Origin of the sequence: Bacillus sp. DX3.1 (assembly GCF_030292155.1) — a bacterium.
Taxonomy (GTDB): Bacteria; Bacillota; Bacilli; order Bacillales; family Bacillaceae_G; genus Bacillus_A.
Genome location: NZ_CP128153.1, coordinates 2,560,895 through 2,580,113, shown reverse-complemented (window position 1 = coordinate 2,580,113; position 19,219 = coordinate 2,560,895). Strand labels below are relative to the sequence as shown.

17 protein-coding genes and 3 pseudogenes are annotated in these 19,219 nt (G+C 34.3%); 16 read left to right on the top strand and 4 right to left on the bottom strand.

The annotated features are described in order from the left end of the window. Nucleotides 1-32: 32 nt before the first annotated feature. Together QRE67_RS12700 and QRE67_RS12695 are read left to right on the top strand one after the other, a co-directional pair. Nucleotides 33-1,064: a serine hydrolase domain-containing protein gene (locus QRE67_RS12700; RefSeq protein WP_286125156.1), complete on the top strand. Its 1,032-nt coding sequence runs from the start codon at nucleotides 33-35 to the stop codon at nucleotides 1,062-1,064. Between the two features lie 373 nt (nucleotides 1,065-1,437). Further along, complete coding sequence (locus QRE67_RS12695) at nucleotides 1,438-1,944, top strand: DUF3189 family protein (RefSeq protein WP_286125155.1); 507 nt, start codon at nucleotides 1,438-1,440, stop codon at nucleotides 1,942-1,944. Nucleotides 1,945-1,978: 34 nt separating this feature from the next. Here QRE67_RS12695 and QRE67_RS12690 read toward each other — a convergent pair whose 3' ends face one another. Then, entirely contained in the window at nucleotides 1,979-2,677 is a 699-nt protein-coding gene (locus tag QRE67_RS12690; protein WP_286125154.1) for a hypothetical protein, read from the bottom strand. A 583-nt stretch (nucleotides 2,678-3,260) separates the two neighbouring features. On the opposite strand from QRE67_RS12690, the gene QRE67_RS12685 reads away from it, so the two are divergent. Continuing rightward, entirely contained in the window at nucleotides 3,261-4,454 is a 1,194-nt protein-coding gene (locus tag QRE67_RS12685) for an MFS transporter (RefSeq protein ID WP_286125153.1), read from the top strand. Between the two features lie 76 nt (nucleotides 4,455-4,530). Here the strand turns inward: QRE67_RS12685 and QRE67_RS12680 are convergent, their stop codons facing one another. Next, the gene (locus QRE67_RS12680) at nucleotides 4,531-4,953 is read right to left on the bottom strand and encodes an Lrp/AsnC family transcriptional regulator (RefSeq protein ID WP_286125152.1); all 423 of its coding nucleotides are present in this window, start codon (nucleotides 4,951-4,953) and stop codon (nucleotides 4,531-4,533) included. 416 nt (nucleotides 4,954-5,369) lie between these two features. Here QRE67_RS12680 and QRE67_RS12675 point away from each other — a divergent pair, with 416 nt between their 5' ends. Further along, nucleotides 5,370-6,278, top strand: a complete 909-nt coding sequence (locus QRE67_RS12675) for a glycerophosphodiester phosphodiesterase (protein WP_286125151.1) — start codon at nucleotides 5,370-5,372, stop codon at nucleotides 6,276-6,278. 130 nt (nucleotides 6,279-6,408) lie between these two features. Here the strand turns inward: QRE67_RS12675 and QRE67_RS12670 are convergent, their stop codons facing one another. After that, the gene (locus tag QRE67_RS12670; RefSeq protein ID WP_286125150.1) at nucleotides 6,409-6,762 is read right to left on the bottom strand and encodes a DUF2306 domain-containing protein; all 354 of its coding nucleotides are present in this window, start codon (nucleotides 6,760-6,762) and stop codon (nucleotides 6,409-6,411) included. On the opposite strand from QRE67_RS12670, the pseudogene QRE67_RS12665 reads away from it, so the two are divergent. Then, nucleotides 6,736-6,873: pseudogene (locus QRE67_RS12665) on the top strand (DUF4269 domain-containing protein); the annotation flags it as partial. The gene QRE67_RS12670 and the pseudogene QRE67_RS12665 overlap by 27 nt on opposite strands. Nucleotides 6,874-6,878: 5 nt before the next feature. Continuing rightward, entirely contained in the window at nucleotides 6,879-7,412 is a 534-nt protein-coding gene (locus tag QRE67_RS12660) for a GrpB family protein (protein WP_286125149.1), read from the top strand. A 99-nt stretch (nucleotides 7,413-7,511) separates the two neighbouring features. On the opposite strand, the gene pdxR is transcribed toward QRE67_RS12660, so the two are convergent. After that, nucleotides 7,512-8,963: a MocR-like pyridoxine biosynthesis transcription factor PdxR gene (gene pdxR, locus QRE67_RS12655; protein WP_286125148.1), complete on the bottom strand. Its 1,452-nt coding sequence runs from the start codon at nucleotides 8,961-8,963 to the stop codon at nucleotides 7,512-7,514. 159 nt (nucleotides 8,964-9,122) lie between these two features. Between pdxR and QRE67_RS12650 the strand changes: the two genes are divergently transcribed. The 10 genes and pseudogenes from QRE67_RS12650 to speD all read left to right on the top strand — a co-directional run bounded on the left by QRE67_RS12650 (nucleotide 9,123) and on the right by speD (nucleotide 19,109). Continuing rightward, complete coding sequence (locus QRE67_RS12650; RefSeq protein ID WP_286125274.1) at nucleotides 9,123-10,025, top strand: DMT family transporter; 903 nt, start codon at nucleotides 9,123-9,125, stop codon at nucleotides 10,023-10,025. Nucleotides 10,026-10,291: 266 nt separating this feature from the next. Next, complete coding sequence (locus tag QRE67_RS12645; protein WP_286125147.1) at nucleotides 10,292-10,756, top strand: GNAT family N-acetyltransferase; 465 nt, start codon at nucleotides 10,292-10,294, stop codon at nucleotides 10,754-10,756. A gap of 24 nt (nucleotides 10,757-10,780) precedes the next feature. Next, the gene (locus QRE67_RS12640; RefSeq protein WP_286125146.1) at nucleotides 10,781-11,296 is read left to right on the top strand and encodes a nucleotidyltransferase family protein; all 516 of its coding nucleotides are present in this window, start codon (nucleotides 10,781-10,783) and stop codon (nucleotides 11,294-11,296) included. After that, nucleotides 11,293-11,397, top strand: a pseudogene (locus QRE67_RS12635) (NUDIX domain-containing protein); the annotation flags it as partial. The gene QRE67_RS12640 and the pseudogene QRE67_RS12635, both read left to right, overlap by 4 nt. A 26-nt stretch (nucleotides 11,398-11,423) precedes the next feature. Then, nucleotides 11,424-11,594, top strand: a complete 171-nt coding sequence (locus QRE67_RS12630; protein WP_286125145.1) for a hypothetical protein — start codon at nucleotides 11,424-11,426, stop codon at nucleotides 11,592-11,594. A 408-nt stretch (nucleotides 11,595-12,002) separates the two neighbouring features. Beyond that, a pseudogene (locus QRE67_RS12625) lies at nucleotides 12,003-12,230 on the top strand (heterocycloanthracin/sonorensin family bacteriocin); the annotation flags it as partial. A gap of 215 nt (nucleotides 12,231-12,445) precedes the next feature. Beyond that, on the top strand, nucleotides 12,446-14,392 hold the full coding sequence (locus QRE67_RS12620; RefSeq protein WP_286125144.1) for a putative thiazole-containing bacteriocin maturation protein: 1,947 nt from the start codon (nucleotides 12,446-12,448) through the stop codon (nucleotides 14,390-14,392). Beyond that, a complete protein-coding gene (locus QRE67_RS12615) occupies nucleotides 14,389-16,314 on the top strand; it encodes a TOMM precursor leader peptide-binding protein (protein WP_286125143.1) in 1,926 nt (641 codons plus the stop codon). Before QRE67_RS12620 ends, QRE67_RS12615 begins: the two co-directional genes overlap by 4 nt. A gap of 69 nt (nucleotides 16,315-16,383) precedes the next feature. Continuing rightward, nucleotides 16,384-17,967 carry a SagB family peptide dehydrogenase gene (locus QRE67_RS12610; protein ID WP_286125142.1) on the top strand — a complete coding sequence of 528 codons (1,584 nt, stop codon included), beginning with the start codon at nucleotides 16,384-16,386 and terminating at the stop codon, nucleotides 17,965-17,967. A 320-nt stretch (nucleotides 17,968-18,287) separates the two neighbouring features. Next, the gene (gene speD / locus QRE67_RS12605; RefSeq protein WP_286125141.1) at nucleotides 18,288-19,109 is read left to right on the top strand and encodes an adenosylmethionine decarboxylase; all 822 of its coding nucleotides are present in this window, start codon (nucleotides 18,288-18,290) and stop codon (nucleotides 19,107-19,109) included. Nucleotides 19,110-19,219 lie beyond the last annotated feature (110 nt).

Here is a 19,219-nt window from a genome sequence, read left to right as displayed (position 1 = left end):
TTTTCTGTAAAAATAAAACTGGGGATGATGTCATGTTAAAAACGAGAAAAGAAATTAGCAAGATTGTGAAAGAAATCAGCAGCAAGATAGAATTTTCAGGTGTAGTATTGATGAAAGACAGCAATGAAGTTGTTTTCGAATCAGCATTTGGGTACGCAAATAGAACTGAAGAACTATTAAACAATATTCATACACGATTTGGAATCGCATCCGGTTGTAAATTATTTACAGCGATTGGAATCTGTCAGCTTGTTGAAAAAGGCATATTATCTTTTAATACTCGGCTACAAGACTGTTTGGATATCGAATTCCCAGATTTTGATGACAGCATAACGATTCATCATCTTTTAACACATAGCTCTGGAATCCCGGACTATTTCGATGAAAGTATCATGGATGATTTTGAAGACCTTTGGAAAATAACCCCGATGTATCTTTTAAAGAGTTTACAAGACTTTTTACCTTTATTTCAAAACAGTAAAATGATGTTTGCACCAGGGGAAAGATTTCATTATAACAATGCAGGTTTCATTGTATTAGGATTAATCATAGAACAGCATACAGGTCTTAGTTTTACAGATTATATAGAGTCACATGTATTTAAACCAATAGGCATGATAAATTCGGGATACTTTTTTTTAGATAATCTTCCTCAAAATACAGCGTATGGATATATAGACAATAAAGAAGATCAAACATGGAGAACAAATGTATATTCCATACCTATTAAAGGTGGGGCTGATGGAGGGGCATTTGTCACAGCACAAGATATGATGAAGGTTTGGGACGGACTATTTAGCCATAAACTATTAAGTGAAGAATATACGAATATACTTTTACATCCACACATCTATGTAAAAGATGATGGTTATTACGGTTATGGAATATGGATAAGCACAAGAAATAAAGATATCTTCAAATACCACGTTATGGGATATGACCCTGGTGTGAGTTTTTGCTCATCCGTATATCCTACATTGGGAATTAAATTGGTTATCCCTTCAAATAAGGAATTTGGTCCAAAAGACATCACGAAAGCGATAGAAGATAATCTGTTGGTATAACTATATGAAAACATGAATGCTTTTGTTATGAGCATAGGTTTGTGCAATAAGCATGAAACAATTCCATTGTAGAAAAATAAAAAAGATGTGCGGCTAAGATTGCACGTCTTTTTCTACGTTCAATAATCAAAGGAATACAACATTACAATCATTCTTTGATTAGCATACTGCGAAATGGTGATACTAATAAAGTGAAACTTTGATCAGTGAGGGGCTTTATTCTCAGTAATCATTAGTCCTCACCAATCGGGCTTTTACGGGCAGTTTATCCTCATCTAACTTCTTTACTTCCTGCCGAATTTTGAGGTAGGGGGGGATTATTGCCCACGAATAGCGGGATAAACATAGAACGAAAAAGACAAGGAATGATACGATGATTTATATATACACGGATTTCGGCGGAACTCATACAACTTCACTAGCGGCAGCTTATCATTTAAATAAACTACCGACTGATCGAAAACTGACAACAAATGAGATATTAAATGTAGACTATTTCAATAAACTCAAAACGTCTGATATGGGGAAAATTATTTTTCATGGACGAGACGAGGGAGGGAATCCAGTATACACAGTAGGGCACGGGGCATCAAAAGTAGTCGTACCAGCTATGAAAAACTTAGGAGAAATCCTTCAACATCAGTATCAAAGAAATGAAAAAATCATTTTTTCAAATACGTCACCAACAGTTCCGCTCCCTATGACACTTGGTGGTTTATTTTCAAGAAGGTTACATATTGATTTTATTGGTGTACCGTTATTAGTATTCGGAGCAAAGCTTTGCTGTGATAATATAAAACGACTGGTTGATTATACAAAAGAGGCTGCTAATATGACAAATGATTATGTTGTTATATTAGACAATGAAACCTTTAAATAAAAAATGCAGGATAGCAATGTATCCTGCATTTTTTCTATAGCATTTCAACTTTCTTTCGAATGACAATTTTATCAATATCTTCTTCTTCATCCCCGATAAATAAACCGCGTTCTTTCAAATACATCTCAAAGTACAAATCAGCTTCTGCACGTTCATCATAAGGTTTCACTGACAACACAAAACCTAATTTATTTTGTTCTTCTAAATGAGAAGTAGAGATATAAGCCGGGATATTATGACGTAAAAAGAGTTCTTTCACCGGAATAATCATGTCTTTCATCAATTTCGATAACATACTCATTTCAAAATCAAAGTTAAAACGGTCAATGCTAGATAAATCTGCAAAGACAACACCGATAAAACCCGTATTAAAAACTTCTTGATATTCTACATCATGATCATGGTAGAAATTCTTTTCAATTAAGTAATTTTTAAAATAAGCAACGCCATCTGCTTGTTCAAATGGTTTTGTTGAGAGGACAAAACCGATTTTCTTCTGTTTATGTAAATACACACATGACATATGTGCAGCTATATTATGTTCTGAGAATAAGGAACTTGTAGCGTCAGAAAGGCCATCTAACACATGGTGGACAATTTGTAGCTTTTTACGAGCGAAATAATAAGATTTCTTTTGCAGTTCCAATGTATCAATAAACACAGAACCGATAAAGCCTGTATTTGAAATTGTAGGTGTATGCTTTTTTCTTCCTCTGCGTTTGTTTTGAGCCATTGTAAAACCATCCTTTCAAATACCAATCAAAAATAACAAAAGAACATTTGTTCGTATATTTATATTTTACTACGCAATAGCCCTAAAGTAAAGGATTTATCTCAAAAAAACAATAAAAAAGACACCTTTTATAAGGTGTCTTCAAGAAGATAGGGAAGAGAAATCAACCCGATTTATTAATAATTTATATTAAGAAACAGAGACAAGTTCTTCTGTATCTTCTACATCTAAATGACAGTCCATTGTACGTACATCTTGATCTTCATGACTTCCGAAATAAATAGTAATTTTCATATGTATCGCTCCTTTATTCTAGGAATACCTAAAATAATTACTAGTAATGTTATTGCTTATTATATACCACTTTTCTTATTACGACAATCTTATCGGGATCATAAGTTTATTTTGTTAATATTAAGAATATTTGTTATGATTATTTTAATTATTTTTAAGGAGGAATTAACATGTCAAAAACACTACAAACATTCCCAAACAAAGGAAGAGGAGTGAATAGCAACTAAGCTAGCATAACACTCCTGCTTCCGAGTATGAAAAATACGAACGATGGAAAGTAGGAGAACGTTTGAAAAAACATACGATCGCATCTCATAATATTTCTATTTTATTTTGGGTGCATTTTTTTGGAACAATTAGTTTTTTACAGGCAGTTATGACATTATTTTATGTGGAAAGAGGATTAACTACCTCAAATATTTTCATTGTATTAATGTGCTGGAGCGGGGCCGTTCTGATTGGAGAAGTACCGGCAGGCGTTTTTGCCGATCGGTATGGGGTGAAAATCTCATTTTTAACAGGTGCTTTCATAAAGATCGCAAGCATTTCTATTTTATTCTTTGCAGACAATATATGGCTATTTTGTTTATACAGCTTATTAAATGGTTTATCAGTTACATTTTTCTCTGGTGCTGACGAAGCTTTAATTTATGAATCATTAAAAGAAACTGGCGAACATCATCTTATGGATAAAGCGATGGGAAAAATCCAATCAGCAGGCTTTATTTCTATGTTAATTGCTGTTATTATCGGCTCTTATTTAGCTAAAGACTTAAAAGAAGAACAATTTACATTATTAATTTCATTAGGACTTCTTTTTCACTTAGCGGAATTAGTTTTGCTCCTGTTCATAAAGAATCCGGCTGCAGTCTTTGAATATAGCGAAGCGTCCTATTCACAAGTGATAGAAGGGATACAAGTAATCCGAAAAGCACCGCAATTACTTGTTATGTTTTTAAATGTATCACTTGTATTTATTCCAGCGAGTGCAGTTTTTAATAATTATGATCAACTACTCTTAAAAAATGCGGGGGTACCTGTATTTGCAATTGGTATCTTATATGCGTTGGCGGCAATAGGTGGTTATTTTGCATCAATTTCTATAGGATGGTTAACGAAAAAATTCTCTCGCATATTACTGATGAACATTTCTGGAGCCTTGGCTGTCGGTGGTTTATTATTATCAGCGTGTTTTGGAGACACATTATGGATTGTTTTAGGCGCGTTTATTATATTGCGGTTCGTAGGCGCTATAAGATATCCAATTTATTCACAACTCAGTAATGATATTATTCCGTCGCATGTACGTGCAACAACGATTTCATTATTATCTGTTGTAGATTCCGTCTTAGATTTAATTATTTTTGGTACGTTATCCTTGGTCGCTGGCTATGGGCTATCTTTCATGTTGATCGGCTGTGCTGTGGTTGCAGTAGTAGGTGCATGTTTACCAATTAAGGGAGTAAGGGAAGTACAGAAGTGAATTGAATCGAATCGTAAATCAAATTTCAATAAACATCCCATACGTATTTACAAAACGTATGGGATGTTTATTTTGTTCAATTAGAAGTTTTTAATTTATTTATTACAATTGAAATTTTATAATTTGAGTATGTATTCAGCTCTTCTAAAAAAGCATCCAGTTCAAGATGAGAAGAAAAAAAGCCTTCTATCAAATAACATCCATCCCCGCTAATTTTATAAATATTTTCAATATATTGTTGCTGTTGTATAAAAGATAAAAACGGTTTGTGCGCTAGGCTTTTCGTATAAATCGTTAAAAAGGTTTGAATTGACTTTCCAGCTTTGAACCAATCTATGTTTATTGTATAATTTTTAATTACCCCAAGTTCTTCTAATTTTGTTACTCGATTTGCTGTTGCTTGTCCTGTCAAATGTACTTTTTCACCTAACTCTTTCATCGTTATTCGACCTTTTTTTCTTAATTCATTCATTATTTTTAAATCTGTATGATCAATCATCGTTTAACTCCTTTCAATATTCAAGAGTTTCATCATTTTCACTTTCATTATGCTATGTATCTATTTATTAAATCGTACTATTCTATTTATGAAAAGAACAAACTATAATTGTTTCACATATGGAAGCCTTGAATCATTGTTTACTAACAAGGAGAGAATTACTTAAATATCTAATCAAACAAAATATGCATACCAATATTCTAGTTCCAATTGATGGTGAAGCTTTGAATTTTTAAATAAAATAGAGAGTAAAAGTCTAATACTGGTAATCTATTTCCGATACAGTCTACATTTTCATGTAGACTGTATTGTTTTTCTCTTTTGTTACAAATTCTTAATAATATGTTTATACGTACTTAAACTCTACCTTATAATCTATAAGTAATAGAAAGTTAGATTAGGAGCTTAAAAAGAGTATGAAAAAACTTTTTATCGTCACAACCATATGTATTTTTATAGGAATAAGCATTACGATATTTCAGCAAACAATAGAAATGAAGTATACAAAAGCTAGTAATCAGGCGGAAAACATTATAACAATCGCTCATAGAGGGGCATCTGCTTATGCTCCAGAACATACGATTCCTGCTTACGAACTTGGTCAACAGCTAAAAGGGGATTATATCGAAATTGACCTTCAAATGACAAAAGATGGACAGTTGATTGCTATGCATGATGAAACGTTAAATCGAACGACAAATGGATATGGTCCCATCAAAGATCATACACTAGAGGAAATTAAAAATCTTGACGCTGGAATTTATTTTAATAAAAAGTATCCAAGCTTAGCAAAGGATGAATTTAAGAATGCTAAAGTACCGACACTTGAAGAATTGATTCAAACATTTGGGCAAGATGCTCGTTATTATATTGAAACGAAATCACCGGAAGAGTATCCTGGAATGGAAGAAAAGCTGTTAGAAATACTCAATCACTATCAGCTAACAGATCCTACGGTTGTAAAAGGAAAAGTTATCATCCAGTCATTTAGTAAGGAAAGCTTAAAAAAGATTCATAGTCTTAATTCAAACATTCCACTTATACAGCTGCTAGCTTATCAAAACAAAGCAACAGTAACACATTCAGAATTAGAAGAATATAAATCCTACTGCATTGGTCTTGGTATGAACTATAAATATATTGACGCAGCATATGTTCAAAAAGTACGTGAACAGGGACTAGCAATTCATCCATTTACAGTTGATAAAAAAGAAGATATGAAAAGGTTGATTGATTGGGGTGTAACAGGTATGTTCACAAATTACCCGGATCGATTGCAAGATGTAATTTCAAACCTTTCACCTGCTGTCGCCAATGAAAGGTAATGTATTCGCTACATTTTTGTCAATTAAATGAACTATATAAAAAGAATCTCTGCTGAATAGACAATGGAGATTCTTATTTATTTATCAGGGACTACGGGCTGATAATAATGCTTTTTACTCATTAGACGTTTTATCTTTTCCCCATAATATAAATGAAAGGGATACCAACAATAGTAGGTAGAAACCAAAACCATAGTCTCGGGAATAAGTGTAGTATAGGAATAATACCTCCAATATTAACCAAAAGGGCTGTTACAACGCCGATATAAGAACCTAACATACTTCTAATATGATGGTGAATCCAGTTTTTCCAAAGTCTCTTACGTGCAAGGTAACCATAAATTGCAAACGAGTATGAAAAAAGGGCTACATAAAACAAATAAGCAATTTCTTCCCAGTGTAAAACGGACAAGATAATTGCGGTAATAAACACTACAACGTAAGATGCATGATAATCCCTCATATTCGGAAAGAGATTATACATTTAAAAGAGAAAGGTATGAAAACAGAACCTGTTTTTGTAAAAGTTTTAAAGTTAGATGGAGATCCTTATGAACAACTTATTTTATTAGGTAAAGAAATGCAGTTATTATAGGGAGGATGAGAATTACGGCTGAAAAAACAAGAGTTATAGAAATAATTCCGTATAACCCTGAATGGAAAAATGAATTTAAAAAAATTAAAAAGATGATAAATGGTTATATAGGTGATTTAATTTTAAAAATAGAGCATGTTGGAAGTACTTCTGTTGAAGGCCTAGCAGCAAAACCGATTATTGATATTGATGTAGTTATAGATAGTTATGATATTTTCCCTCATATAATAGAACGGTTAGCGAAAGAAGGCTATCAACATCAAGGGAATTTGGGTGTTGAAGGACGTGAAGCATTTCAAAGAATTTATGTAGATGGTTTTATGAAGTATCATCTTTATGTTTGTCCGAAAGATGGTAAAAGCTATTTAGAGTATATCGCTTTACGTGATTATCTATCTGCTAATGAAACTGCGCGTAAAGAATATGAGGAATTGAAATATCGATTAGCTGAAAGGTATCGCTTTGATATAGATAACTATTGTAATGCCAAAACGGATTTTGTAAGAGATATTTTAAATCAAACAATTTATCGTGGTTAGAGACATAGAGATTACTTACAATATAAAAGATTAACAAGAAGCCATAATGCAAAAATAATAGAAAGTCCTCTTCTAGTTAGTGACTGGTTGAGGACTTTCTTATGATGCCATTATCTCTCGAATGATTTGACTTAATTGATAGATTCCTTGACTAAGATCTTCTATCGAGGCGTAACCATAAGATAAACGAATGTAACGATCCGACTCTTCTTCATAAATACTCCCTGGGTTAAGGAGTATCCCTTTAGACAGTGCCTTTAAGTACAGTTTTCTCATCGGCATTTTTGGTCGGATTTTTAACCATATGAAAAATCCCCCGCTAGGTACATCCCACGATGCAATATCTTTATAGTGTGCTTCTAATGCTTTGATTACTACTTTTCTACGTATTTTTAACTGTTCTCTAACTGATTTAACATGTTGTTGATATAAACCGCTAGATAACCATTCTGCAGCAACCCTTTGTGATAATGAACTAGAACCGTAATCTGTTTGCATTTTAATATCTGATAATCGTTCTATTACAGGTTCTGGACCAATTATCCATCCAATTCTTAAACCCGGACTTAATGTCTTGGACAAACTACCAAGATATAATACATGTCCATGTTTATCCAATGCTTTTAAAGGAGAGGGTGGGGTTTCATCGATCCATAACTCTCGATAAATATCATCTTCAATAACTGGAAGTTGTTCTTTTTCACATACATTTATAATCTCTTTCCGGCGATGTTCTGACATTAATATTCCTGTTGGGTTATGAAAACAAGGAATGGAGTATAATGTTGTTTTCCCCTGAATATGTTTATTTCTTCTTGATAAGACATTTGGCAAAATTCCTTGATTATCTAACGGTATACCTGAAAAATTTATTCCCGCTGATTGAAACACGTGTAGAGAATAAAGGTAAGAAGGTTGTTCAAGTAAAACCGTTAATCCTCTATGCAAAAGACCTACTGAAATTAATTGCAATGCTTGCAATGCTCCGGACACGATTAAAATGGAAGAGGGTGAGGCATGAATACCAAATGATTTTACATATTGACTTATAGCTTGACGTAAAGGTAAAAAACCCTTTGGTTCCTCGTACCCGAAAGCATTCATCTTTTCAGATACATTCCGCATGACTAACTGCATTGTGTCTAAAGGAAATATATCTGATGCAAGTTCTCCTTTACTGAGTTGAATTAATTTCTTATTTGATTCGGCTTCATTGATTTCCTGAACCATTACTTTACTTGGTTTATGCAGACCTGCTTTGATATACTCATTCCAATTAGGGGGTGGATCTGTAGCTAATAACGTCCATGTATTATTGACTACGATTGTGCCCATACCCATTTTCCCTTGAACTAAACCGTCTGCCGTTAATTCCTCCAATGCAGTGATGACTGTGCTTCGGTTCACATTAAACACTGTTGCTAATTTTCGTTGACTCGGAATTTTGCTTCCTATTGGCCATTCTCCGTTTGTAATTTTTTCTTTCATATAATTCACAATTTGTTGATATTTAGGGATTTGTTTATTTGACTTCTGATTGTATGTGCTCATAAAAATCTCCCTTATTTTTGCATTTAAATTCTAAAGTGGTTGGTTTTTACACTAAAGAACTGGTTGGAGACATTTTATCAAGTATTGAATATTATGAAAAGAAATAATTGGAAAAAGGAAAATGGTTGTTTTTTCTTTTAGGAAGGATGAAATAAAATGATACATAATAAATGGGATCTTCGTATTATAGCAGCACAATTCCTTACTATTCTTCTTTGGGGTTCAGCCTTTCCCGGAATTCGTGTTGGTCTAGAAGCATATACTCCTGAACATCTTACTCTATTACGGATGCTGTTAGCCTCATTGGCTCTACTCATTTTTGCGTTCATAAGTGGTATGCGTGCACCAGAACTAAGTGATATACCAGCCATCTTGTTGCTAGGAGGTTTAGGTTTTACTGTTTATCATATTGCCTTAAATTATGGAGAGAAAAGTGTTAATGCAGGATCTGCAAGTCTTATTGTATCAATCACTCCTATCTTTACTGCAATTCTTGCTTTTATATTTTTTCAGGAACGATTGAAACTATGGGGATGGATAGGAGGTAGTGTTAGTTTTATAGGGGGCGTATTCATATCACTAGGTACTGAAGACGTACTACAATTCAATTATGGCGTGCTATTCATACTCCTTGCAGCATTTTCAGAAAGTATATTCTTTGTTTTTCAAAAGTCATATTTAAAAAAATATGGATTTCTTACTTTTACAGCATATACATTATGGGCAGGTACTCTATTTATGTTAGTCTTTCTTCCTGGACTTGGTCAGGAGATGATAGTAGCTCCACTTGAAGTAACGCTAAGTGTTGTATATTTAGGTCTATTTCCAACTGTACTTCCGTATATAGCTTTAGCATACATAACATCTCATGTAGGAGCATCTGAAGCAACAAGTTCACTTTATTTAACACCCGCATTTGCATTCGTCATTGCCTGGATCTGGCTTGGTGAGGTACCAACTTTGCTATCTATAACAGGCGGAGTGATAACAATAATTGGTGTTATACTTACGAATATAAAAATAGGTAAAAAACAAAAGAGAATTATGAAACCAAATATGTAACAATAACTTGTATGATAATAGAAACGATTTTTATTCTACTATAAAACACTCACAAACGTGCAAACTAGAAAATCGGTTTTGTTTCTCTAGTAAACTTGATAAAGTTGTACAAAAAAAGAGTAGGGGATTCCATACTCTTTTTTTGTATAGAAGTTAATTTGAAATAAGTTTAAAAATAAAAGGAAATTCCTATCCGCTGCTGAATATAAAAAGAGAAAAATGGGATGTTTTATATTAAACTTTCATTCGATAAGGAGTAAAGCACGATGAGCGTACAATTAAAAATTATTACTAGAGAAAATTGGGAAGAGGCATTGAAATTAAAAGTAACAGAAAAACAAAATAAATTTGTACCAACAGTAGCTATCTCACTTGCGAAAGTATACATAAAGCCAGATGGTGACAATATTGAGTATATCCCGTTTGCTATTTATGACAAAGACAAAATGGTTGGGTTCATTATGCATGCTTTTGAAAAAGGTACTTCGAATATGTACTGGATTAACGGATTTATAATCGATGAAAGCTATCAAGGAAAAGGGTATGGAAAAGCAGCTTTAGCGGAAATGATTCATTGGATTACAAATCGGTTTTCTCAGTGCAAAGAAATTCGCTTAACAGTTCATAAAGAAAACAAAACGGCTAGAACGTTATATGAAAACTTTGGTTTTACGGATCTTGGTCAAGTTTATGATGATGAACAGGTATTATATTATTCCATTAGTAAATGATTATTTTGGAGAAATGTAATAACTTTGGAGGAAATTATATTTGAAGCAAGAGAAAATCAACTATATACAGAATTCATTGAAGTAGCGAAAGTCTTCAATAAAGAGTTACAAATCGTACCAGTATTATATGGTTTACTCGGACTACAAGTTATATCGCAAATCAATTTCTCCTCAGAGGATATTGATATTCTTGTTCCACTAGAATTTTCGAATGAAAGATGGAGCAGTTTACGAAAAACAATGGTGCAATTAGGGTATACACTTGTAGATTTACATGAACATACATTTGAAAAGTATGGTACAAATATTGGGATTGCTTTTATCGAAGATTTAGCCCCATTTGCTGACGTAGATTACAAGAATCTTGAGGCAGTTACATATGATGGAGCAACATATCAAGTATTAAGTTTAGAAGATTATTTTAAGGTGTATTCTAAATCGTTGCATGATGGGTATAGAAGGACAAAAAATAATAGTAAGGACTTAGTAAAAATACATGAAATTAAAAAGTTACTATATAAAAAAGAGGGATCTATGTGAAAACTATATTTCATCATATTGTCAGAGGAATTGTTATAAAAGATGAACAGCTTTTAATAGCAAATTTCAAGGAGAATCATTCTTTTTTACCAGGCGGTCATCGGCTCCCAAACGTAAACAAGGATCGATGAATCGCTGTCTAGTTGAAATAGGAGTTCGTTTTCCTGAATACACAGAGATGTGCATGAATATTGGTGAAAAAATAGGGAAATTAAATAATAAACCTGTACCTAAAGGCTGTACATCATCTTATGCACCTGAATGGATTACTGTAGCAATGAACCGCAAGAAGAATTGAACGGTGGTTCCGAATTTAACATATTTACCAAAAGAGATTTCTACTCATATAGAAGTCTCTTTTTTGTTACATAATCAGGCTGGTATAAACAAGATTACAAATAGAATGGGAGAGTTATGGTTTATATGTTTTTTTCAGTTTACATAAATGGCTTGTGGAATTATACATTCATTTAAAATAGGCATTCGAACAAGGTACATCACCTAAAGAAAGGTCATATTTTGTTGTTGTACGCATCGGAATTGGTTTATAGCTCTATTTCTTATAAGTTGTTATTTGCTATTGTTATCAAGCTCTTACGGACAGTGAAATTTAGAGCATGTTTGGAATAACTGTTCGTTAGAGACCGGTTAGTTCAACTAACCATCAGTCAATGGAAATTTCACTTTATATACGGAGGTTATAAAAATGAATGAATTTCAACAAGAATTACAATCCTTAAACTTGAATGATTATCAATCTGGAAATGTCGTGTATTGGGATCACCAAAACATCTCTCCATACTATGCCATGGAAGATGCTACACGTCAGTTCGGTGGTTGTGGCAGATGTGGCGGATGCGGCCGGTGTGGCGGATGCGGTCGATGTGGTGGCTGTGGACGCTGCTTTGGATGCTTTGGATGTTTCAGTTGTTTCTGGTGGTTCATTTAATTCCCTTTTATGAAATGAATTGCTTATTCATAGAAGAAAAGTGTTCCTACGTGATTTTGATTGTAGAAACACTTTTTTTTCTTATTATAAAAAGCTTTCTTCCTTACCGTTAGACATAAGAAAAAAACAGAAGGCATACAATCGTTATGATGGAAGTTATTATACTTATTTAAGTAAATGAACGGGTAAGGAGGAGTAACATGCCAAATTTAAACACTTCTACACGTTTGAAAATGAAAAAAGATACCTTTTTTCTACCTGATCAAAAAGGAAATGTGTATTTTCGAAATAACACAAGCTCGTTCCAAATGGAAGGGAAGTCCATTAATCAATGGGTTGAAAAGTTGCTTCCTATGTTCAATGGCGAATATACGTTAGGGCATTTGACAGATGGGCTACCTGATCCATATAAAAGGCGAGTCTATGAAATAGCAGAAATACTATATCAAAATGAGTTTGCAGTAGATATAAGTCAAGATCGTCCACATGAATTACCAGAAAACATTCTTCAAAAATTTGCTTCTCAAATTGAATTTTTAGATAGCTTTGGTCATTCTGGTGCGTATCATTTTCAATCCTATCGTCAATGCAAAGTGTTAGCTATAGGATCAGGTTCTTTTTTTCTTTCCCTCGTTTCTACGTTACTTGAATCCGGATTACCTCAGTTTCATATGATGGTTACGAACACAGAAGCCACCAATAAAAAACGAATACATGAATTCATTAACCATGCACAACAAACAGATGCAGAAGTGTCCGTTGAAGAAATTTTTTATCAAAAAGAAAATATAGTTCTTCTAAAAAAGGCTATACAACCATTTGACGCAATTGTGTATGTTTCTAAAAAAGAAAATATAGAGGAGCTTAAAATTCTTCATGCAATTTGTAAAGAAGAAAAAAAGATGTTCCTTCCTGCTATATGTATGCAAGGAATCGGATTAACTGGGCCACTCGTACATCCAGACAGTGATGCTTGTTGGGAATCAGCTTGGCGTCGCATACACAAATCCGTATTTCCTGAAAATCTCCTAGAACATACACTTTCTTCTACAGCTGAATCGATGCTAGCAAATGTAGCCGTGTTTGAATTATTCAAAAAGGTTACAGGAGTTACGAAGCCCTCAGACACAAATCAATTTTTCTTGCTCAATTTAGAAACGTTAGAAGGAAACTGGCATTCTTTTTTGCCTCATCCTTTAGTAAGAGGAAATATAAATATCGAATGGTTGCAAGACATCAGCGCAAAAACCGAACAAAGTTCAAATAAAAGTGAATCGAATCCATCTATTTTTAACTTACACCATTTAATTTCCAAGGAAGCTGGAATTTTTCATATTTGGGAGGAAGGAGACTTAAAACAACTTCCTTTAGCACAGTGTCGTATGCAAGTAGTTGATCCCATATCAGATGGACCAACTTCATTGTTACCAAGCATGATAGGTATGGGTTTAACACATACGGAGGCGCGATATGAAGCTGGCCTATCTGGAATCGAAGCCTACGTATCACGAATGGCTAACTTACTCTTTTCACAGATTCCAGAACGAGAGAAAATTTCACAACACTTTATAGGAATTGGTGTAGGTACAACAATGACAGAAAGTATTTGCCGGGGGTTACAAAAGTGTTTACATGGAGAATTTAGTAAGAATCAGATGAACAAAAAAATCCCTGTTTCTCAAATACAGTTAGATAGCATAGAAGATGAACGTTGCCTTTTTTATTTACAGTCTCTTGCTACGATGCAAGAAACACCAATAATTGGCGTGGGAAAAACAATATTAGGTTTTCCTGTAATGTGGGTAGGTACGAATAATCACTGGTATGGAAGTGTAGATTTAAATATCACTTTAGCATTACGAAGAGCTTTACAGCAAGCACTTTCAGACGTGCAAAATCAGGTCGATTCTTCTACATCACAAGCAAGAGAAATTTCGTCAGTCGTATTACAAGAAAAAGAGCCACTACACGTAATCATTCCGTCTAGTGCAAGCGTTACAGAATTAGAGGTTTTACAATCCGCCGAACAACTCTTAATAGAAAATAGACAACAGCTTGTAGTATTAGAGATACAATTAGAAGATGTCTGGAAAGAAAATTCAACAGACATAGTAGGTGTATTGATAAGGAAGGAGGAATCCAGTTGAGCGCTGTTGTTATTGTGGGCGAGGGATTGTTGGCAGATTACGTGTATAAAGAACTATCCTCACAATATAAAGTCAATCAATATACCGATTTTGAAAAACTAATACCAAAAGAAACAGATTTAGTTCTCGTATTACATGATAATTGGAATCCTTCTATTCATAAACAAGCAGAAACCATTCAGATTCCTTGGTTACGAGCTTTTGTTTCATTTGGGGAAGCCCTTATCGGCCCTTTTGTACGTCCAGGTATACCAGGGTGTTCTCAATGTGCAGATAATCGGCGCATATTAGCAGGAAATGATTCAAAAGAAATGTGGAACATACAACAAATCCTAGCATACAAACAAGAAATACAACGTGACATTTCGGCATCGAATAACGGTTTATTACAGATGATGCATCACCTTGTAAAAGAAGTTCATTGTATCATGCAAGGTGACGGCAGTCTGTTAGAAGAACATATGCTTTTCGTTAACCTAAAAACATTAAAAAGTTCTTATCATTTCTTCCTTCCTCATCCGCTTTGTCCCGTTTGTAGCTCATTACCAAAAGATTCTGCTGCACTAGCTGAAATTTCATTGCAGCCAAATAAGAAGCTTCATATGAACACTTTTCGCTGTCGTTCCATGTCTGAACTGAGTACAGTGTTAGTCAAAGATTACTTAGATTATCAAACTGGTTTTTTAAACGATAAGGCATATGATATGACACCACCTTTTGCGGATGTAAGTGTAAATCTTCCATTTCCCTTTGGAGATGAAGGAACAGCAGGACGAACCCACTCTTATGAGGAAAGTGAGTTAACTGCTATTTTAGAAGGATTAGAGAGATACTGCGGTCTCGAACCTCGCGGAAAACAAACTGTTATTCATGACACCTTTTATAACTTAGCTGATCAAGCACTTAATCCTCTTGACGTAGGTATACACGCAAAAGAAAAATATATGCAGCCTAATTTCCCATTCAAATTATTTCACCCAGATCGTCCAATGAACTGGGTTTGGGGCTATTCATTTTTACAAGAGCGCCCGATTTTGGTTCCAGAACTTCTTGCTTATTACAGCTTAAATAGTGAAGGGTTTGTTTATGAAACTTCTAATGGTTGTGCACTAGGTGGCAGCTTAGAAGAAGCCATTTTTCACGGCATGCTAGAAGTAATTGAACGTGATTCGTTTTTGTTAACCTGGTATGCACAGCTTCCTCTACCGCGTCTTGATCTTTCTTCTATTCACGATGAAGAATTACAATTAATGATTCATCGTGTGAAAGCAGTAGCAGGTTATGATTTACACATTTTCAACTCGACGATGGAGCATGGAATTCCAAGCGTTTGGGTTATAGCGAAAAACAGAAAAGAACACGGTATGAATCTTCTTTGTGCTTCAGGAGCTCATCTAGATCCAATTCGTGCGATTAAGAGTGCTGTTTATGAATTGGCGGGAATGATGTTAACACTTGATCCGAAATTTGAGAAACATAAAGAGAAATATAAGAAAATGCTCTCCGATCCGTACTTAGTAAAACAAATGGATGATCATTCGATGTTATACGGTTTACAGGAAGCAGAGGAGCGTTTCCAGTTTTTATTCGATGATACACGTCCACTTCGAACGTTTAATGAAGAATTTAAAGAGCGAGTCAAACATACGGACTTAACTGATGACTTAAAAGATATGCTTGAAGTACTTCACAGACGAAATCTTGACGTCATTGTTGTCAATCAAACAACGTCAGAAATTGCTCGTAATGGATTACACTGTGTGAAAGTACTAATTCCAGGGATGCTACCAATGACATTTGGATACCAACTTACTCGTTTAACCGGGTTAAAAAGAGTCTTGAAAGTGCCCATGGAGCTTGGGTATACAAAACAGCCATTATCATTTGATGATCTTAACCCACATCCACATCCATTTCCATAAAAAGCCTCCATCAGTAGGAGTTTATTCTCACTGATGGGGCTGTATAAATGGTAACGAAGGGGGCGCAGGATGAGTTTAGATACATTTTTGCATAATTTACATTTCAATACAGAGAAAGTTACACCACCAAATTGGGAAGCTGATTGGGACGACAAGCCCTTTTCTTATAAATTATATCGTGGTTTACCTACCATTCCGTTATGCCCAGAAATACCATTAACACTTGAAAATTTAGAAGCATCCCAAAAGCCAGATCTTCGCGAAATCGGTCATTTTCTTTGGTATGTATTTGGTCTTACTCAATGTTGTCAATTAACCATGTCCTCCGATTTTATTGAACAAGAAATAGCTTTCATACAGTCGTATCGGCGATTTGCTCCTTCGGGCGGAGGTTTATATCCCAATGAATTATATATGTATTTAAAGATAGATCATTTACCTACTGGAGTATATCACTATGATGTAGCACATCACCGTTTAGTGTTACTTAGAGAAGGGAATTTTGATTCATATCTAGCTCGTTCTCTTGGCGATCGCTGTGATACATCCGTTTGTTTTGGTCTGGTTTTTGTATCAACAATGTTTTGGAAAAATTTCTTTAAATACAATAATTTTTCTTACCGCCTGCAAGGATTAGATGCAGGCGTGTTAATCGGACAATTGCAAGAAGTAGCAAAGCGATTTGATTTCACATCAGGCGTATATTTCCAATTCCTTGACCGGGCTATTAATCACTTACTTGGCTTATCTGCACAAGAGGAAAGTGCGTATGCAATTATCCCACTATCAGTAAAACACACAACAACATGGTTTCATAATGGGGATGATGCAATGAATAAGGATATCTCTGCTACTGAATTATGCCAAGAATTACCAAATATTCATCATGACCATTATGTTCGGTCACGAAAAATCACAGAATATCCGATGCTCATTCAAATGAATGAAGCATCTCTATTTGAATCAACGCAATCGTTTCAAAAAATAAGAAGAAAACAGAACATGAATTGTGATGGTCAGGCGATGGTTCTAGCCAAGGGTGAGAAAGTGTCATATGATTTCGCAGCAGCGTGCCGAAAACGATATTCACCAGAAATGGATTTTGTTAACGAAAAGATAAATCGAAAACAAGTAACGAACTTGCTACATGAGACGATGGCTTCTTTTGCCTATCAAAATGATCTAGATGAAACACATAAAGAACTTACAGATTGTGTTTCCTTAAATGTCTGTTTGTCTGGTGTTGAAGGTATTCCAGATGGAGCTTATTCTTATGACAGCGCAAATCATATGCTACGGCAAATATTTCTTGGGGATCATCGACTTTCACTGCAAAATGGGATGACAATGCACAATGTAAATCTATTCCAAGTGCCGATTTGTCTCCATGTGTTAGGGGATAAGGATCATCTCAAAACAACACTTGGTTATAGAGGATATCGCATTCAACAGATGGCGGCAGGGATACTTGTACAAAAGTTATTATTGGTAGCTTCTAGCATGGGACTAGGAGGACACCCGCTTCTTGGATTCGATGCAAACTTGTGTGATGAAATCTACAGGGCCGATTCACAAGGAAAAACGAGTCTCATCCAAATTCCAATCGGTTTCTATCGACCGCGCTCTTGGTTGAAAGGAAGTTTACACAGCTAGAAATATGAATAGATCAGGTATACAAAAGAACTTGGATCCAATTGAATCCAAGTTCTTTTTGTATATAACAAAATCTCAATTATGCTCCATATTACAAGAACAAACCTTGTTTATGGGATAAAAACAAAAAAGAATTTCATTTACCGTATTTTTACAAAAATATTAAAAATAAAAAAACAATAATGCATATGCAATATTGTTAATACATATCTCAATGTCGTTAAAAAGAACCATGCATTAAAAAATTGTAGTATGGAATCATATTTTATATGGGATTTGTAAATAATCAATGAATATTACAGTATAAGGGGAAATCAATCATGAAACTAACACCAGAGCAACGTATTCAATTGCATGGATTTAATAATCTCACAAAATCATTAAGTTTTAATATGTATGACATTTGTTACACAAAAACAAAAGAAGAACGGGAAGCTTATATAGAATACATAGATGAACAATACAACGCAGACAGATTAACAAAGATTTTACAAAATGTATCTGACATTATAGGTGCACATGTATTAAACATCGCCAAACAGGATTATATTCCACAAGGAGCAAGCGTAACTATATTGGTTTCAGAAGGTCCAATCGTAGAAGTTCCGACTGAGTCATTCACTGAATCACCTGGACCGCTTCCTGATTCAGTTGTCATGCAGCTAGATAAAAGTCATATTACGGTCCATACGTATCCGGAATTTCATCCAAATGAGGGTATCAGTACTTTTAGAGCGGATATTGATGTATCTACATGCGGGGAAATCTCACCGCTTAAAGCGCTAAATTATCTTATTCATTCATTCGATACAGATATTATGACAATTGATTACCGTGTTCGTGGGTTTACAAGAGATATAACAGGGCATAAATTATTTATCGATCACGAGATAAATTCTATCCAAAATTACATTCCAGAAAACGTAAAAAGTTTGTATGACATGATTGATGTCAATGTATATCAAGAACATATTTTTCATACAAAATGTAAACTAAAAGAATTTGATTTAAACAACTATCTATTTGGTTATACAAAAGAAAAATTAACCGCAAAAGAACAAGAAGAAATTACAAGGAAATTAACAACGGAAACGGATGAAATATTTTATGGAAAAAACATGAATCCTGGTCCAATAGAATGATTTAAGTGAATTTGGGATTTGGGCTTAATTTCTTGAGACAAAAGAAATTAAGCTCTTTTTCATTTCAAATAGATTATACGAAGGGGTTTAACGTTTTTTGTCGAATTTGG

Bases quoted from the DNA above. Each gene is read 5' to 3' on its own strand.
- QRE67_RS12700 (WP_286125156.1), top strand. From the start codon at position 33: ATGTTAAAAACGAGAAAAGAAATTAGCAAGATTGTGAAAGAAATCAGC.
- QRE67_RS12695 (WP_286125155.1), top strand. From the start codon at position 1,438: ATGATTTATATATACACGGATTTCGGCGGAACTCATACAACTTCACTA.
- QRE67_RS12690 (WP_286125154.1), bottom strand. From the start codon at position 2,677: ATGGCTCAAAACAAACGCAGAGGAAGAAAAAAGCATACACCTACAATT.
- QRE67_RS12680 (WP_286125152.1), bottom strand. From the start codon at position 4,953: ATGATTGATCATACAGATTTAAAAATAATGAATGAATTAAGAAAAAAA.
- QRE67_RS12675 (WP_286125151.1), top strand. From the start codon at position 5,370: ATGAAAAAACTTTTTATCGTCACAACCATATGTATTTTTATAGGAATA.
- QRE67_RS12670 (WP_286125150.1), bottom strand. From the start codon at position 6,762: ATGTATAATCTCTTTCCGAATATGAGGGATTATCATGCATCTTACGTT.
- QRE67_RS12660 (WP_286125149.1), top strand. From the start codon at position 6,879: ATGAGAATTACGGCTGAAAAAACAAGAGTTATAGAAATAATTCCGTAT.
- pdxR (WP_286125148.1), bottom strand. From the start codon at position 8,963: ATGAGCACATACAATCAGAAGTCAAATAAACAAATCCCTAAATATCAA.
- QRE67_RS12645 (WP_286125147.1), top strand. From the start codon at position 10,292: ATGAGCGTACAATTAAAAATTATTACTAGAGAAAATTGGGAAGAGGCA.
- QRE67_RS12630 (WP_286125145.1), top strand. From the start codon at position 11,424: ATGAATCGCTGTCTAGTTGAAATAGGAGTTCGTTTTCCTGAATACACA.
- QRE67_RS12620 (WP_286125144.1), top strand. From the start codon at position 12,446: ATGCCAAATTTAAACACTTCTACACGTTTGAAAATGAAAAAAGATACC.
- QRE67_RS12610 (WP_286125142.1), top strand. From the start codon at position 16,384: ATGAGTTTAGATACATTTTTGCATAATTTACATTTCAATACAGAGAAA.
- speD (WP_286125141.1), top strand. From the start codon at position 18,288: ATGAAACTAACACCAGAGCAACGTATTCAATTGCATGGATTTAATAAT.